Raw genomic sequence first — 14,048 nt, forward strand, 5'->3', positions numbered from 1 at the left:
CCTTCATCCCTATGCCGAGGGGGAAGGGGGCAAGCGAAAAGTTGGCTGTGAATCCCCCTGCCGCGAGGGGGATAAGACCGGACATCGGGCGTGGGGTTGCTAGGATCTAGCGCGTGAATAAAGACAGCATCTCGCAGGAACAGCCGCCAGAAGGCGAGGGGGCCCACCCAGTACAGGGCAAGGTCACCCAGCAAGGCAAAGAGGCGACTAAGAAGAAAGATATGCCGTGGCTGCTGGAAACCCTTCTGGTAGTGGCGACGGTTCTCGTGATCGTTGGACTATTCCAGAACTTTATCGGCCGGCAGTATGTGATCCCATCGGGTTCAATGGAGCCGACCCTCCACGGCTGCGAGGGCTGCACAAATGACCGTATCTTTACGGAAAAGATCTCTTACTACGGTGACGGCGAGCCAGAACCGGGCGATGTGGTTGTATTCAAGGGCACCGAGGACTGGAATTCCAGCTACGTCTCACCACGCTCGTCCAATCCGATCATTCATGGCGTGCAGGATGCGTTGAGCTTCGTATCCTTGGCACCGCCAGACGAAAATACTCTGGTCAAGCGTGTGGTTGCTACCGGCGGACAGACGGTGTCCTGCCAAGAGGGCGATCCTGCAGTCATGGTAGATGGCAAGCCCATCGAGCAAGACTACGTGCAAGACCCGCCAACGTACCCGGTAGATGAATCGACCGGCTCGGAGGCCTGCGGTGGTCCGTACTTTGGTCCCGTCGAGGTACCGGAGGACAATATCTGGGTGATGGGCGATAACCGTACTGCTTCGGCCGATTCTCGCTACCACATGACCGATAAGTTCCATGGCACGGTTCCAGTAGAAAACGTCCGCGGCAAGGTGAAATTCGTATTCTGGCCGTTTACCCGCATAGGTGGGGTTGATGACCCGGACATTCAGGAATAAGCCTTCCTCCCAACGCCTGCGCACCCGGGATTTTCTTATCCCCGTGGTGGCAGGCTTTGTCCTGCTGGTGCTCCTGCAGGCGCTGGTGGGGCGGATGTATGTCATTCCTTCTGCTTCGATGGAGCCGACCCTGCACGGGTGTCCCGGCTGCAAAAATGATCGCATTGCCGTGCAAAAGGTCAGCTACTACTTCACGGACCCCAAGCCTGGGGAGGTTGTGGTTTTTGAAGGGCCCGACTCATGGAATAACGAGTTTGAGGTCAATCGCTCGCACAATATTTTTGTGCGCGGCGCGCAGAACGCTTTGGCGGCCGTAGGGCTGCTTCCTAATGGGGAGAATATCCTGGTAAAGCGCGTCATTGCTACCAGCGGGCAGACGGTGAGTTGTCAGGCTGGTGATCCTGCTGTCATGGTGAACGGAAAGCCCATTGACCAATCCTTCGTCCTCGATCCGCCGGAGATTCCCGTAGATCCCAGTGTGGGCTCGCAAGAGTGCGGCGGTGAGTATTTTGGCCCAGTCACCGTCCCAGAAGGAAGCCTCTGGGTGATGGGTGATAATCGCACCAACTCCCTCGATTCCCGTGCGCACTTGGGTGACCATCTGCAGGGCACCGTGCCGGTGGACAATGTCCGCGGGCGCGTCGAGGCCGTCATTTTGCCGCTTTCGCGTTGGGGTGGGGTGGAGCACCCGGAAATTTCGCATGCGGCGGCTTAAACAGCGACGCACCTACGAGGTCGCATTGAGCAAGGCCGGTTTAGGTCCGGTAGCTGGCGTAGATGAGGCAGGGCGCGGTGCCTGCTGTGGACCAATCACCATCGCGGCCTGTGTGATGCCTGATCGGCCGATCAAGGAATTATCGGAACTTACTGACTCCAAGAAGCTCACCCCCAAACAGCGCGAGAAGCTTTTTCCACTCATTAAAGACAAGGCTGTGGACTGGTCTGTGGTGCATATTGGTGCGGGGGACATCGATAAGCGCGGCATCCAACACGCCAATATTTCCGGCATGCGCAGGGCAGTTGCCCGCCTGGAAGCACGTCCGGGCTATGTGCTTACCGACGCCCTCTTTATCCCCGGTCTCACCCAACCCCACCTGCCCATTATTGGCGGCGATGCGGCCGCACGGTGTATCGCCGCGGCGAGTGTATTGGCCAAAGTCAGCCGCGACCACCTGATGCACCAATTGGATGCGCGGTACCCCGGCTACGGGTTGGCCAGCCATAAGGGGTACGGAACCAAGGCGCACGAGGCCGCAATTGCGGTGCTTGGAGCGTGTCCGGAGCACCGGATGAGCTATGAGAATGTCCGCCGCGCTCATGCGGAGTTTGCCGCGCGTGCCTAGCTAAAATCTAGCCTTTCTCGCGCTAAGCTTAAGCGAGCTAACCCACAACCTGGAGGTCCACCGTGAGTGCAGAGGAACTCGATAACTACGAGGCTGAGGTAGAGCTATCCCTCTACCGTGAGTACCGGGACGTTGTCAGCCAGTTTTCCTATGTCGTTGAAACTGAGCGGCGCTTTTATCTGGCCAATGCGGTAGAGCTTATTCCGCATACCTCTGGGCCTGATGTCTACTACGAGGTGCGCATGTCGGATGCCTGGGTATGGGATATGTACCGCTCCGCGCGCTTTGTGCGCTATGTCCGCGTTATTACATACAAGGATGTCAATATCGAGGAGCTGGATAAGCCGGAATTCATGATGCCGGAATAACTTTGTCAAGCTGGCGCACAACGTGCCGCACCCTAGCTGTGGATAACAGCGCTGCAGAGCGTAGTTATCCACAGCTAGGGTCTTTTTTGCTTTTGTGTCCCTTGTGTAGGCCCTTTCACCTGCGGTGTCCTGTGCTAGTCAATGATTCTCTCGACGCACAAGGATAAACCGCAATGCACATTAGTTCAGAACACCGCTTGGCCACGAAGAAGCCCCGTCATAAACAAGTCTTAGGAAAGAGGGGAGAGGCCTTCGCAGCGCGCTATCTGCGCGAACGCGGGGCAGAAATAATTGCTGCCAACGTCACTTATCGGGTGGGAGAAATCGACCTCATCGCCCGGGAGGCGGATGGAACCATCGTCTTTGTTGAGGTTAAGACCCGCGCCAATTCCCGCTACGGGGTAGCTGAGGCCGTAACCCCGCAGAAGCTCGCGCGACTGCGTAAAGCCGCGGCACAGTGGCTTGATGGAAAGCCACTGGCTGAGGTGCGGTTCGACGTCATTGCCTTGGTCGCGTGCGGGCAGGGGTTTGCGCTCGAACACTTCAAAGGGGTTGAAGATGGCTCTAGGTAATTGTTTGACCATGTCTCTCAACGGAGTCTTAGCCCAGTTGGTTGACGTGGAAGCGAACGTCGGTCACGGACTGCCGGGCATTCACGTTGTAGGCCAGACGGATACCGCAATTTCCGAATCTCGGGACCGAATCAAGACCGCAGCCTTTAACTCCCATCTGCCCTGGCCCAAGACGAAAGTGGTTGTCTCCATGTCCCCGGCGTCGCTTCCCAAATCCGGGTCCCACTTTGACCTACCCATAGCGCTTGCGATTCTGGCGGCCCAGGCGGAGGCCGATTTCCCGTCTTATGGCAGTACTCCCTCGCCCGCCCAACGTCTCCAGCGCACCTTGGTCCTAGGCGAGCTCGGCCTCGACGGCTCCGTTCGGCCTGTAGCAGGCATCATCCCTGCCCTCCTTGCCGCACGGGAACAAGGAATAACAACTCTCCTTGTTCCGCCTGGCAATGCCGCCGAGGCGACATTGGTGCCGGACATGGACGTACTGGTTGCTTCGTCTTTGAAGGAAGCTTTCGGATGGGCCTGCGGAAACCGTGGGCTGCCGCAGGCGGCGAGCTTTTCGGGGTCGCTCAGCCCCGCGCCTGCGGCGGCGTCGCGACTCGACTTTAGCGATATCGCTGGCCAAGCTAATGCCAAATGGGCTGCCGAGGTTGCTGCAGCCGGTGGCCATCACTTGATGATGATTGGGCCGCCAGGATCAGGAAAGTCCATGATCGCCTCACGCCTGCCCACCATCCTGCCTACACTTACCCCGGACCAGCAGGTCGAAACCACCGCAATTCATTCGCTGACCGGAACCCCAGGTGAGGTCATCGAGCGCGCCCCGTTCATCGCCCCGCATGCCTCAGTTACTCGGGCGGCATTACTTGGCGGCGGTTCCGGACATCCGCGCCCTGGTGCGGTGAGTTTGGCTCACAATGGTGTGCTCTTTCTCGACGAGGCCAGTGAGGTAGCCGCGCCGGTACTCGATGGTCTGCGTGCACCGCTGGAGGAAGGACACGTGCGGTTGGCGCGCTCGCGCCGCGAGGTTACCTATCCTGCTCGCTTCCAATTGGTCATGGCGGCAAACCCGTGCAGGTGTGCGGCCGAAGACCCGTCTAAGTGCAGATGCAACCCCCATGAACGAATGAACTACCTCTCCAATCTCTCCGGACCGTTGCGAGACCGTCTGGATATGGTGGTCACCTTAAGCGGGCAGGCGGCAACAATTAACGCGGACGGTGAAGAGGAATCCGCAGTCATCGCCGAGCGCGTCGCCGCTGCCCGTGAGCGCGCCGCCGCACGCTGGTGGGCGGATGGCATCACCGCACGCACCAATGGGGAAGTTCCTTCGTCCTATTTGCGCCGAAAGAGACCCGCTGCAGAGGCTGCGATGGTCATGTTGTCTGCCTACTTGGCTGAAGGTGAAATATCCCAGCGCGGAGTGGACCGCGTATTGAAACTCTCTTGGACTCTGGCCGATCTAGCAGGAAAGGCACAGCCGGACCTGGACGAAGTGGGGCGCGCGCTCGATCTGCGCGGCTCAATAAACGTCGGGAGGCTCGCAGCATGAGCGACCTTGATCTCTCTTCTTCGTATGCGACCTGGGTATACCTCAATCGAGTGGTGGAAGGCCCCTCTGCTGCTTTACAGGCCCTGCTTACGCAATACCCAGCTGAGGAAATCGCCCACGGAATCTACAATCGCGCCGACTGGATTGGCCCGCTTTTGGCGCGCACGGCCTCCCGCTATGACTGGTTGCGGCAGGCCGAAGATATGGCGGCAGCCGAAAGGGTCGGGGCTCGGCTCATTACGGCAGAAAGCTCAGAGTGGCCCACAGAGGAGTTTGACTCTGCATTCGGCTTCTATCAGCACGGCGGGGAGGCCCCAGCTACTTTTGATGACCAAGCATTGCCACCACATAGCCTGTGGGTGCGCGGTGCACCGTTGCAGGCAGAGGTTGCTCAAGCTGTGGCCATCGTCGGTACTCGTGCCATTTCTCGCTATGGCTGGCAGGCCACCCACAACGTCGTGTCCGGATTGGTTCAGCATGAATGGACTCCAATATCCGGCGGCGCGCTGGGAGTGGATACTGTCGCGCACGAAACAGCGTTGCACAACAACGGGCGCACGGTAGCCATAGCAGCGTGTGGCATCGATAGGGACTACCCAGCCCGCAATGCCAACTTATTCGCCAAGATTGCGGACAATGGTTGCATCATCTCTGAATTCGCGCCGGAAACCGCGCCGAAGCGCCACCGGTTCTTAACGCGCAATCGCTTAGTGGCAGCATTGAGTCACGGTACCGTAGTTATGGAGGCGGCATTTCGATCTGGCGCGTTGAACACCCTCAACTGGGCAGAAGCGCTTGGGCGAGTTGCGATGGCGGTGCCGGGGCCGATAACTACTAGCGGTTCGTTGGGCTGCCACCAGCGCATTCAAGAAGGCCGCGCACAGTTGGTTACCAGTGCTGATGAAATTCGCGCCTTAGTAAGTCGCGCCGGGGAAGTAGACCCAGGCGCACAGTACGAAATCAATTTTGCGGCAACCATGACCCAACGCCTCTCCCGCAATGAGTTGCGCGTCTTTGACGCGACGCCACCGCTAGGACAGGAGAAAGCAACGGCAGAAGACATTGCCCGCGAAGCAGGATTCCGATTACCGCTGACAGTTCACTTACTACTGGCACTGGAAAAGATGCGCGTTGTCGTCCGGCATGGCAATACCTGGGCGCGCCGGGAAACGGAATAAATGGCACCTGCGTATGGCGAGTACACTCCTGTGGCATGAGTGAAGATGGAAAGTCCGCGAAGGCTCCGAAAGTTGAGGGGCAGATGGCTGAGGCTATTGAGGACTTTGCGGATTTCCAACTACATGTCAAAGGCCGCGCAGAAGCGACAGTGCGCGGATATCGCTCCGACTTGCGCGACCTTGCACGCAGCGTGCCTACCTTCGCGGAGTTTGACCTCAATAGCCTGCGCCAATGGTTGGCAGAGGCTGTTGCGGAAGGAAAGTCGCGTTCCACCCTGGCACGGCGCACCGCGGCAGCGAAGGGTTTTTCTACTTGGGCAGTGCGCGAAGGGCACCTGAAGCGAGACGTTGCTGCCCGCCTAGTGACGCCCAAAGTGGGGCGTCACCTTCCAACGGTTCTCGCTCCGGAGCAGGCCGGCGAGCTTATGGGCAATGCGGTTTCTGCAGATGAAGTCCACTTCCTTCGCGATAGCGCCATCCTGGAGTTGCTCTATGCCTCCGGTATGCGCGTGGCGGAGTTGGTCCGGCTGGACCTAGGCGATATTGATTTTCAACGCGGTACCTTGCACGTTACCGGTAAAGGCAATAAGCAGCGCGTAGTGCCTTTCGGGCACGCAGCGGAAGACGCCTTAAAGCAGTGGATTGACAAAGGCCGTGGAGAAATCGCCACGGCTGAAACTGAAGCGGTTTTTGTCGGCAGCAGGGGAGGGCGCATCGATCAACGCCAGGTGCGCCGCATTGTGGAAAAGGCCGCCAAAGTCACTGGTACACAGGGGCTTACCCCGCACGGGGTGCGCCACTCTGCCGCAACCCACCTATTGGAAGGTGGGGCAGATTTGCGCGTAGTGCAAGAACTGCTGGGGCACTCCTCGCTCAATACCACGCAGATTTATACCCACGTGTCCGCGCAGCGCTTGCAGCGCGTGTACGACCAAGCCCATCCCCGAGCCTAAAGCGGTTTGAGGCGAATTACCGGCATATCCAGCAGGGTTAAAGGGTCTATGTAGGTATCTTTAGCAATAAGTGCGCCCCAGTGCAGTCCGGGATAGCCATCAACGGGATTGCCTAAACGGCCAATCACTTGGCCTTCGCGGAGTTTTTGGCCCTGCTTTACGGAGCCGTGCACGGGCTGATACGTCGTTCTCACTCCATCCGCGTGAGCAATGGAGACAACTGGTTTGCCGGCCACCGTGCCCACAAAAGCGACTTCGCCGTCTTCGGCGGCTACCACCGGCGAGCCTACGGATAAAGCCATGTCGACGCCGCGGTGGCCAGGGCTCCACTTTTGTTCTGGGGCATCGAATCCACGCAACACCCGCGCCGGGCTAGGTTTGCCGGAGGCAGGGTCGACATAGGCCCAGGCCGGTGGGCAACACAAAATAAGTAGCGAAAGAAGGGTGAGGAAAGCGGTGGGGAGGAAGGTGGGGCGTCGGCAAGCGGGAAATGTGGAGGAGGAAAGGAACTGATTCATGGGCACAGTGTCCGCCGGAGGCAAGCGGTTAGGGAAGTTAGTTCTCCTTTAGCTGTGGACAACTTGGGTTGCATGATGTGCTTGAGTCGGTTGTGACGATTGAGACAAAGTGGCTGCGACGAAGTTGTGGATAAGCTGACTTCGGTTTGGAAAAACCAGCGTAAGGGGATTATTCTTTGTGGCAGCAGTGTGTCCACCTCGTGGAGGCATTGACTACGCGCGGCGAAGTCGTCGCTTCCTGCTGGAAGGAAGAGACAGCCTGACGGTTGACGTGGTCCTTGGAAACAAGGTGTCAGCGGGGCCTTCGTTGCTAGGGTGCGGAATAAAACACCGCACAATTGGAAAACCGAAAGACAAGATAAAAGAAAGCGAGCGAATCATGGCAGTTGTAACCATGCGCGAGCTCCTCGACGCTGGTGTGCACTTTGGCCACCAGACCCGTCGCTGGAATCCGAAGATGCGTCGTTTCATCTTCACCGACCGTAACGGCATCTACATCATCGACCTGCAGCAGACGCTGACCTACATTGACGAGGCTTACGAGTTCGTCAAGGAAACCGTTGCACACGGCGGCACCATCCTGTTCGTTGGTACCAAGAAGCAGGCTCAGGAAGCAGTTGCTGAGGAAGCAACCCGCGTCGGTATGCCTTACGTCAACCACCGCTGGTTGGGCGGCATGCTCACCAACTTCCAGACCGTTTCCAAGCGTCTGAAGCGCATGAAGGAGCTTCAGGCAATGGACGAGCGTGAGGACGGCTACAAGGGCCGCACCAAGAAGGAAGTTCTCATGCTCAACCGTGAGCGCGCCAAGCTCGAGCGCGTTCTGGGTGGCATCTCCGATATGGCCAAGACCCCGTCCGCACTGTGGATTGTTGATACCAACAAGGAGCACATTGCGGTCAAGGAAGCTCACAAGCTGAACATCCCAGTTGTTGCCATCCTGGACACCAACTGCGACCCGGACGACGTTGACTTCCCGATCCCGGGCAACGACGACGCCATCCGCTCCACCAAGCTGCTCTCCGGCATCGTTGCCTCCGCTGTTGAGGAAGGCAAGAAGGCTCGTGAGGAGCGTCAGCTGGCTGCAGCTAAGGAAGCTGTCGGCGACTCCGCTGAGAAGGAAAAGCGTGACGCTGAGGCAGCTGCCGCAGCTTCCGACCCGGCTTCCGCGGAAAAGTCTGAGGAAGCATCCGCAGACAAGGCCGAGAAGTAGTCTTAAACTTCTCGCTAGGAAATTTCCTCACCTGCGTTTAACTGAATACCCCACGCACTTTTGGTGTGGGGCAGCAAGGGGAGTAATTCCTGCCCAAGGCTGTTTACCAACCCCCGCCACCGTGCTTTAACGGCGGCGGGGGTTGGTTTTATCTATGCTGGGTGCTGCTGAAACCAGCTCCACTTTCATGCATAGGTGGGAAAGGGGTGGTTTCTGCCACCCTAAAGCGGCGCGATTTCACCGCGTCGACTACGCTGTTTGAACGAACACTGTTTGATTTTCAAGGAGGATCGCCCCAACTATGGCGAACTACACTGCTGCAGACGTCAAGGCACTGCGCGAAGCTACCGGCTCCGGCATGCTCGATTGCAAGAAGGCTCTGGAAGAGTCCAACGGCGACTACGACAAGGCTGTTGAGTACCTGCGCATCAAGGGCGCTAAGAACGTCTCCAAGCGCGCTGACCGTGAGGCTACCGAGGGCCTCATCGCCGTTTCTGGCAACACCATGGTCGAGATCAACTGTGAGACCGACTTCGTTGCTAAGAACGAGGCTTTCAAGACTTTCGCAGCCAAGATTGCTGACGCTGCTGCTGAGGCCAAGGCCAACTCCGCTGACGAGCTCAACAACATTGAGATCGACGGCAAGAAGGTCTCCGAGGTCGTGGACGAGGAGTCCGCAAAGACCGGTGAGAAGCTGCAGGCACGCCGTGCAGTTACCGTAGAGGGTGACAACGTTGCCGTTTACCTGCACCAGCGTTCCGCTGACCTGCCGCCGGCAGTGGGCGTTCTGGTCTCCTACGAGGGTAGCGAGGAAGGCGCTCACGCTGCAGCCCTGCAGATTGCTGCAATGAACGCTGAGTACCTCACCCGCGAGGACGTTCCTGCAGAGATCGTTGAAAAGGAGCGCGAGATCGCTGAGGCCACCACTCGTGAGGAGGGCAAGCCAGAGGCAGCCCTGCCGAAGATCGTGGAAGGCCGCCTGAACGGCTTCTTCAAGTCCATCGTTCTGTTGGAGCAGGCTTCCCTGTCTGATAACAAGAAGACCGTAAAGCAGGTTGCTGAAGAAGCTGGCACCACCATCACCGGCTTCGTTCGCTATGAGGTTGGCGCTTAAGCCCACCCCCGCTTTAACGACTAGCCCACGAAGGACTATCCTTCGTGGGCTTTGTTGTGCGCTCATCGTGCCGACTAGTGAGGATTGTCTATCCGCAGGAGAGGGGCCGGCACGTAGCAATTGCCTACTGGCCTGCACCGGCGGGCGGTGTGAGGAAGCGAAAGATATATGGGTAAGATAGGGCGGAGATTGAAACTGCCCCGCGTTAAGGAGACGAAGTAGGCGTGACTGCTGCAGATATTAAGCGAACCGGATACAAGCGAGTAATGCTGAAGCTGGGCGGTGAGATGTTCGGCGGCGGCAAGGTCGGCATCGACCCAGATGTGGTTGAAAACGTAGCCCGCCAGATCGCCGAGGTTTCCCGTCAGGGAATCGAGATTGCAGTGGTTATCGGTGGCGGAAACTTCTTCCGCGGCGCAGAGCTCTCCCAGCGCGGCATGGATCGTGCTCGCTCGGACTACATGGGCATGCTGGGCACGGTAATGAATTCCCTCGCACTACAGGACTTCCTCAAGCAGCAAGGCGTGGATTGCCGCGTGCAGACATCCATCAACATGGCGCAGATTGCCGAGCCGTACCTGCCGCTGCGCGCTGAGCGTCACCTTGAAAAGGGTCGCGTGGTTATCTTTGGCGCCGGCATGGGCATGCCGTACTTCTCCACGGATACCACTGCCGCGCAGCGTGCCCTGGAAATTGGCGCCGAGGTTCTTTTCTTGGCCAAGGCAGTCGACGGCGTCTACTCCGATGACCCACGTACCAACCCGGATGCGGAACTGTACTCTGAAATCACTCCGCGTGAGGTCATTGAAAAGGGCCTTAAGGTTGCAGATGCTACGGCGTTTAGCCTGTGCATGGACAATGATATGCCAATTTTGGTCTTTAACCTGCTGGAGGAGGGCAATATCGCCCGTGCCGCAGGAGGCGAAGTTATCGGCACGCTGGTGCAGTCCTAATACTGTAAGGGCTGCGAACCTGCTACCTTTTTATACAGCCACCCCTATTCGTTTAAGGATGATTTAACCTCATGATCGATGAGATTCAGCTCGAAGCAGAAGAGCACATGACCGCTTCCGTCGAGCACACCCGCGAGCAGCTGGTGACCATTCGTACCGGCCGCGCGAACCCCACCATGTTCAACGGCTTGGTAGCCGAATACTACGGTGTACCTACCCCAATTACCCAGATGGCTACCATTTCCGTACCGGAGCCGCGCATGCTGCTCATCAAGCCTTATGAGCAGTCCATGATTCATGAGATTGAAAACTCCATCCGCAACTCGGATTTGGGCGTGAATCCCACCAACGATGGTCAGGTTCTGCGCGTGACCGTTCCGCAGCTGACGGAGGAGCGTCGTAAGGAAATGGTGAAGCTGGCCAAGAGCAAGGGCGAGGACGGCAAGATTGCTATCCGTAATATTCGCCGCAAGGCCATGGAGCAGTTGAAGAAGCTGCAGAAGGACGGCGACGCCGGCGAGGACGAGGTCATCGCAGCGGAAAAGGAAATGGAAAAGATTACTTCCGGCTACATCGAGCAGGTGGACAAGCTGGTAGATAATAAGGAAAACGAGCTGATGGAGGTCTAAGACCTCCCGTCATTGCCGCCGTGCCCGTCCCCGGCCGGCGGCGCTTTTTCTGTTCCGCGGCCTACAGCTCCGAAGTTAGGAGTAGGGGAGGTCGAGCAGTAGAAGTCAGCGAGGGGCGCGAAAGAAGCAGTGAAAGGAGCCGGTCACGGTGAGTGACGCCATTAACCGCCGATTGCCTCAGCCGAAGAATGGTGCAGGCCGCGATTTGCCGGCTGCTATCGGCGTTGGCGTAGGCCTCGGCGCACTTGTCGTGCTCGCCGTATGGGCTGGACCACTCGCGTGGTACGCGGTCGTGGCCCTTGCAGTTGGCGTTGCCATGTGGGAGGTGCTCAGCCGCCTGCGGGAGCATTCCTACTATATTCCGCGCACACTGCTCATTATTTTGGGCCAAGCCATGGTGTGGATCTCGTGGCCACTGGGCGCGCCCGGCCTCGTGGCGGTCTATGTCACCGCTGTACTGGCGCTTATGTTTGGGCGCCTCTTCCATAATGGTCGCCATCGCCCACCCATTAACTACCTGCGTGATATGTCCGTCGGCATTTTTGTCCTAACGTGGATTCCGCTTTTTGCCACCTTCGCAGCAATGCTGTCGCTGGTATCGACCCCGTTTGCCAGTGGTGCCGCTTCCATCGTCGTCTTCATGTTGTGCGTGGTGGCCTCCGATACTGGTGGCTATATCGCTGGCGTGATGTTTGGCTCGCATCCCATGGCCCCTGCAGTAAGCCCCAAGAAATCGTGGGAGGGCTTTGCCGGGTCCATCCTTTTTGGCATGGTCACCGGCGCGCTTACCGTGAAGTTCCTGCTCCATCACGATGCCTGGGTGGGCGGCCTAATGGGGCTTGGCCTTGTCATTTGTGCCACCTTGGGCGACTTAGTGGAATCACAGTTTAAGCGTGAACTCGGAATCAAGGATATGTCGGCCTTGCTGCCAGGCCATGGTGGACTGATGGACCGCCTGGATGGCATGCTGCCTTCCGCCATGGTTACCTGGGTGGCCATTAGCTTCCTGGCAACGTTCACACCATAGGAACAGCGGGTACGCAAAAGCCGCCTCTCCCCAATAGTCCTTCCTAGGTAGGCAGGACAGGGGGGAGAGGCGGCTTTTAAGACCTATACCTGCTGAGCCTGCTTGCGAAGTTGGCGGCGCAACTCAAACATACGCCAGCCACCCACCAGTGCCATGATGAGTGCTCCGCCAATGGCGAAGATGAGGAAAGCAATTCCGGCAGGGAACTCACCGGACCAGCCTAGGAAGTTCATGGGAACCTCGTGCTGGTTTTGCATGATGAAAACAATGAGAACAATCAGCAGCAGGAAACCTACAATGAGCGCGATCCACGTGCTGGCTGCGAAAGATCCCTTTGCCTTGCCGGAAGGCTGGGTGGAGTGAGAAATAGAGTCAGAGACCGTTGGCTCTAGGCTGGAACCGGTCTCCGGTGCAGAAGTGTTCATCTCCGTCGAGGAGAGGTCTGCGTCGGAAGAAGAAAAGTCATCTGCGGGGTAATTCGGATTTGTCATGCATCCATTATTTCTTTAAACCTGTCGATTATGCCACTTGGCATGGCTTTCAATTGGAAAAACCCACGCAGACCGTGGAAAGATGGGCAACACTATGGCTCAACCAGTGAAACTTAACTTCTCCGCCCCGCGCCGCGGACTTCCCCCTAAGCACTTCGCGGACCTGACCGAAACCGAGCGTATTGACAAGCTCGCAGAAATTGGCCTGCCTAAATTCCGCGCAAAGCAGCTGGCTAAGCACTATTACGAGCACTATACCGACAATGTAGAGGATATGACCGATATCCCCGCCGGCAAGCGCGAAGCAGTCAAGGAAGCTTTCTTCCCTGAGCTCATGCAGCCTATCCGGACTACTTCCACGGATGACGGCGAGACCACTAAGTCCCTGTGGCGTTTGCATGATGGCACGCTGCTGGAGTCGGTTCTGATGCGCTACCCAGGGCGCGCTACGTTGTGTATTTCTTCCCAGGCCGGCTGCGGTATGGCCTGCCCGTTCTGCGCTACCGGCCAGGGCGGTCTCGACCGCAACTTGTCTACGGGTGAGATTGTTGAGCAGTTCCGCCATGCTGCAGCTGCAATGGCTGCAGAAGGCGGCCGCCTGTCCAACGTAGTTTTCATGGGCATGGGTGAGCCACTGGCCAACTACAAGCGCGTGGTGCAGGCCGTGCGTCAGATTACCGGCCAGGATGGTGCCGGTTTTGGTCTTTCCCAGCGCAACGTAACCGTGTCTACGGTGGGCTTGGCTCCGGCAATTCGTAAGCTGGCGGACGAGGATTTGGCCTGCACGCTCGCCGTTTCCTTGCACACTCCGGATGATGAGCTGCGCGATGGTCTCGTGCCAGTCAATAACCGTTGGTCCGTCGATGAGGTGCTCGATGCTGCGCGTTATTACGCGGATAAGTCTGCTCGCCGCGTGTCCATTGAGTATGCTCTGATTCGCGATAAGAATGACCAGGATTTCCGCGCGGATATGCTGGGCCGCAAGCTGCATCAGAAGCTGGGCTCCAAGGTTCACGTCAATGTCATTCCGCTGAACCCCACGCCGGGCTCGGAGTGGGATGCAGCTCCGCAGGACCGCCAAGACGAGTTCGTGCGCCGCGTACAGGCCCAAGGTGTTCCTTGCACGGTGCGCGATACAAAGGGTGATGAGATTGCGGCGGCGTGTGGTCAGCTCGCAGCGGATGAACGGGAAGATAAGTCCGCCTAACTGATAAGATTGGCGG

The 14,048-nt window shown here is 58.0% G+C and carries 16 protein-coding genes; 14 read left to right on the forward strand and 2 right to left on the reverse strand.

Going from position 1 to position 14,048, the window contains the following annotated elements; all coding sequences use genetic code 11:
• Positions 1 to 113: 113 nt before the first annotated feature.
• The 8 genes from lepB (QKD99_RS00005) to QKD99_RS00040 all read left to right on the forward strand — a co-directional run bounded on the left by lepB (QKD99_RS00005) (position 114) and on the right by QKD99_RS00040 (position 6,880).
• The gene (gene lepB, locus QKD99_RS00005) at positions 114 to 917 is read left to right on the forward strand and encodes a signal peptidase I (protein ID WP_347950378.1); all 804 of its coding nucleotides are present in this window, start codon (positions 114 to 116) and stop codon (positions 915 to 917) included.
• Positions 895 to 1,632 carry a signal peptidase I gene (gene lepB / locus QKD99_RS00010; protein ID WP_347950379.1) on the forward strand — a complete coding sequence of 246 codons (738 nt, stop codon included), beginning with the start codon at positions 895 to 897 and terminating at the stop codon, positions 1,630 to 1,632. The genes lepB (QKD99_RS00005) and lepB (QKD99_RS00010) overlap by 23 nt, the downstream gene beginning before the upstream one ends.
• A complete protein-coding gene (locus QKD99_RS00015; RefSeq protein WP_347950380.1) occupies positions 1,619 to 2,260 on the forward strand; it encodes a ribonuclease HII in 642 nt (213 codons plus the stop codon). Before lepB (QKD99_RS00010) ends, QKD99_RS00015 begins: the two co-directional genes overlap by 14 nt.
• A gap of 62 nt (positions 2,261 to 2,322) precedes the next feature.
• Positions 2,323 to 2,628, forward strand: coding sequence for a DUF2469 domain-containing protein (locus QKD99_RS00020; protein WP_005325239.1), 306 nt, complete (start codon positions 2,323 to 2,325; stop codon positions 2,626 to 2,628).
• A gap of 173 nt (positions 2,629 to 2,801) precedes the next feature.
• The gene (locus QKD99_RS00025; protein ID WP_347950381.1) at positions 2,802 to 3,200 is read left to right on the forward strand and encodes a YraN family protein; all 399 of its coding nucleotides are present in this window, start codon (positions 2,802 to 2,804) and stop codon (positions 3,198 to 3,200) included.
• The gene (locus QKD99_RS00030) at positions 3,187 to 4,749 is read left to right on the forward strand and encodes a YifB family Mg chelatase-like AAA ATPase (protein WP_347950382.1); all 1,563 of its coding nucleotides are present in this window, start codon (positions 3,187 to 3,189) and stop codon (positions 4,747 to 4,749) included. Before QKD99_RS00025 ends, QKD99_RS00030 begins: the two co-directional genes overlap by 14 nt.
• On the forward strand, positions 4,746 to 5,927 hold the full coding sequence (gene dprA, locus QKD99_RS00035; protein WP_347950383.1) for a DNA-processing protein DprA: 1,182 nt from the start codon (positions 4,746 to 4,748) through the stop codon (positions 5,925 to 5,927). Before QKD99_RS00030 ends, dprA begins: the two co-directional genes overlap by 4 nt.
• A gap of 35 nt (positions 5,928 to 5,962) precedes the next feature.
• Positions 5,963 to 6,880, forward strand: a complete 918-nt coding sequence (locus QKD99_RS00040; protein WP_347950384.1) for a tyrosine recombinase XerC — start codon at positions 5,963 to 5,965, stop codon at positions 6,878 to 6,880.
• On the opposite strand, the gene QKD99_RS00045 is transcribed toward QKD99_RS00040, so the two are convergent.
• The gene (locus QKD99_RS00045) at positions 6,877 to 7,398 is read right to left on the reverse strand and encodes a M23 family metallopeptidase (protein WP_347950385.1); all 522 of its coding nucleotides are present in this window, start codon (positions 7,396 to 7,398) and stop codon (positions 6,877 to 6,879) included. The genes QKD99_RS00040 and QKD99_RS00045 overlap by 4 nt on opposite strands.
• Before the next feature lie 379 nt (positions 7,399 to 7,777).
• Here QKD99_RS00045 and rpsB point away from each other — a divergent pair, with 379 nt between their 5' ends.
• The 5 genes from rpsB (at position 7,778) to QKD99_RS00070 (ending at position 12,334) form a co-directional block, all read left to right on the forward strand.
• Positions 7,778 to 8,611: a 30S ribosomal protein S2 gene (gene rpsB / locus QKD99_RS00050; RefSeq protein ID WP_347950386.1), complete on the forward strand. Its 834-nt coding sequence runs from the start codon at positions 7,778 to 7,780 to the stop codon at positions 8,609 to 8,611.
• A 301-nt stretch (positions 8,612 to 8,912) separates the two neighbouring features.
• Positions 8,913 to 9,725 carry a translation elongation factor Ts gene (gene tsf / locus QKD99_RS00055; RefSeq protein ID WP_005325225.1) on the forward strand — a complete coding sequence of 271 codons (813 nt, stop codon included), beginning with the start codon at positions 8,913 to 8,915 and terminating at the stop codon, positions 9,723 to 9,725.
• A 266-nt stretch (positions 9,726 to 9,991) separates the two neighbouring features.
• Positions 9,992 to 10,678: a UMP kinase gene (gene pyrH / locus QKD99_RS00060; protein WP_239277749.1), complete on the forward strand. Its 687-nt coding sequence runs from the start codon at positions 9,992 to 9,994 to the stop codon at positions 10,676 to 10,678.
• Positions 10,679 to 10,749: 71 nt separating this feature from the next.
• Positions 10,750 to 11,307, forward strand: a complete 558-nt coding sequence (gene frr, locus QKD99_RS00065) for a ribosome recycling factor (protein ID WP_284814038.1) — start codon at positions 10,750 to 10,752, stop codon at positions 11,305 to 11,307.
• A 148-nt stretch (positions 11,308 to 11,455) separates the two neighbouring features.
• Positions 11,456 to 12,334: a phosphatidate cytidylyltransferase gene (locus QKD99_RS00070; RefSeq protein WP_239277446.1), complete on the forward strand. Its 879-nt coding sequence runs from the start codon at positions 11,456 to 11,458 to the stop codon at positions 12,332 to 12,334.
• Positions 12,335 to 12,417: 83 nt separating this feature from the next.
• Here the strand turns inward: QKD99_RS00070 and QKD99_RS00075 are convergent, their stop codons facing one another.
• Positions 12,418 to 12,825, reverse strand: a complete 408-nt coding sequence (locus QKD99_RS00075) for a lipopolysaccharide assembly protein LapA domain-containing protein (RefSeq protein ID WP_347950387.1) — start codon at positions 12,823 to 12,825, stop codon at positions 12,418 to 12,420.
• An 82-nt stretch (positions 12,826 to 12,907) separates the two neighbouring features.
• Here QKD99_RS00075 and rlmN point away from each other — a divergent pair, with 82 nt between their 5' ends.
• Positions 12,908 to 14,032, forward strand: coding sequence for a 23S rRNA (adenine(2503)-C(2))-methyltransferase RlmN (gene rlmN / locus QKD99_RS00080; RefSeq protein ID WP_005325218.1), 1,125 nt, complete (start codon positions 12,908 to 12,910; stop codon positions 14,030 to 14,032).
• Positions 14,033 to 14,048: the final 16 nt, after the last annotated feature.

The sequence above is a fragment of the Corynebacterium sp. c3Ub_189 genome (assembly GCF_039907195.1).
Taxonomy (GTDB): domain Bacteria; phylum Actinomycetota; class Actinomycetes; order Mycobacteriales; family Mycobacteriaceae; genus Corynebacterium.

Excerpts from the sequence above, each read along its gene's own strand:
- lepB (WP_347950379.1), top strand. The coding sequence starts at position 895 with ATGACCCGGACATTCAGGAATAAGCCTTCCTCCCAACGCCTGCGCACC.
- QKD99_RS00015 (WP_347950380.1), top strand. The coding sequence starts at position 1,619 with ATGCGGCGGCTTAAACAGCGACGCACCTACGAGGTCGCATTGAGCAAG.
- QKD99_RS00025 (WP_347950381.1), top strand. The coding sequence starts at position 2,802 with ATGCACATTAGTTCAGAACACCGCTTGGCCACGAAGAAGCCCCGTCAT.
- QKD99_RS00030 (WP_347950382.1), top strand. The coding sequence starts at position 3,187 with ATGGCTCTAGGTAATTGTTTGACCATGTCTCTCAACGGAGTCTTAGCC.
- dprA (WP_347950383.1), top strand. The coding sequence starts at position 4,746 with ATGAGCGACCTTGATCTCTCTTCTTCGTATGCGACCTGGGTATACCTC.
- QKD99_RS00040 (WP_347950384.1), top strand. The coding sequence starts at position 5,963 with ATGAGTGAAGATGGAAAGTCCGCGAAGGCTCCGAAAGTTGAGGGGCAG.
- QKD99_RS00045 (WP_347950385.1), bottom strand. The coding sequence starts at position 7,398 with ATGAATCAGTTCCTTTCCTCCTCCACATTTCCCGCTTGCCGACGCCCC.
- rpsB (WP_347950386.1), top strand. The coding sequence starts at position 7,778 with ATGGCAGTTGTAACCATGCGCGAGCTCCTCGACGCTGGTGTGCACTTT.
- tsf (WP_005325225.1), top strand. The coding sequence starts at position 8,913 with ATGGCGAACTACACTGCTGCAGACGTCAAGGCACTGCGCGAAGCTACC.
- pyrH (WP_239277749.1), top strand. The coding sequence starts at position 9,992 with ATGCTGAAGCTGGGCGGTGAGATGTTCGGCGGCGGCAAGGTCGGCATC.
- frr (WP_284814038.1), top strand. The coding sequence starts at position 10,750 with ATGATCGATGAGATTCAGCTCGAAGCAGAAGAGCACATGACCGCTTCC.
- QKD99_RS00075 (WP_347950387.1), bottom strand. The coding sequence starts at position 12,825 with ATGACAAATCCGAATTACCCCGCAGATGACTTTTCTTCTTCCGACGCA.
- rlmN (WP_005325218.1), top strand. The coding sequence starts at position 12,908 with ATGGGCAACACTATGGCTCAACCAGTGAAACTTAACTTCTCCGCCCCG.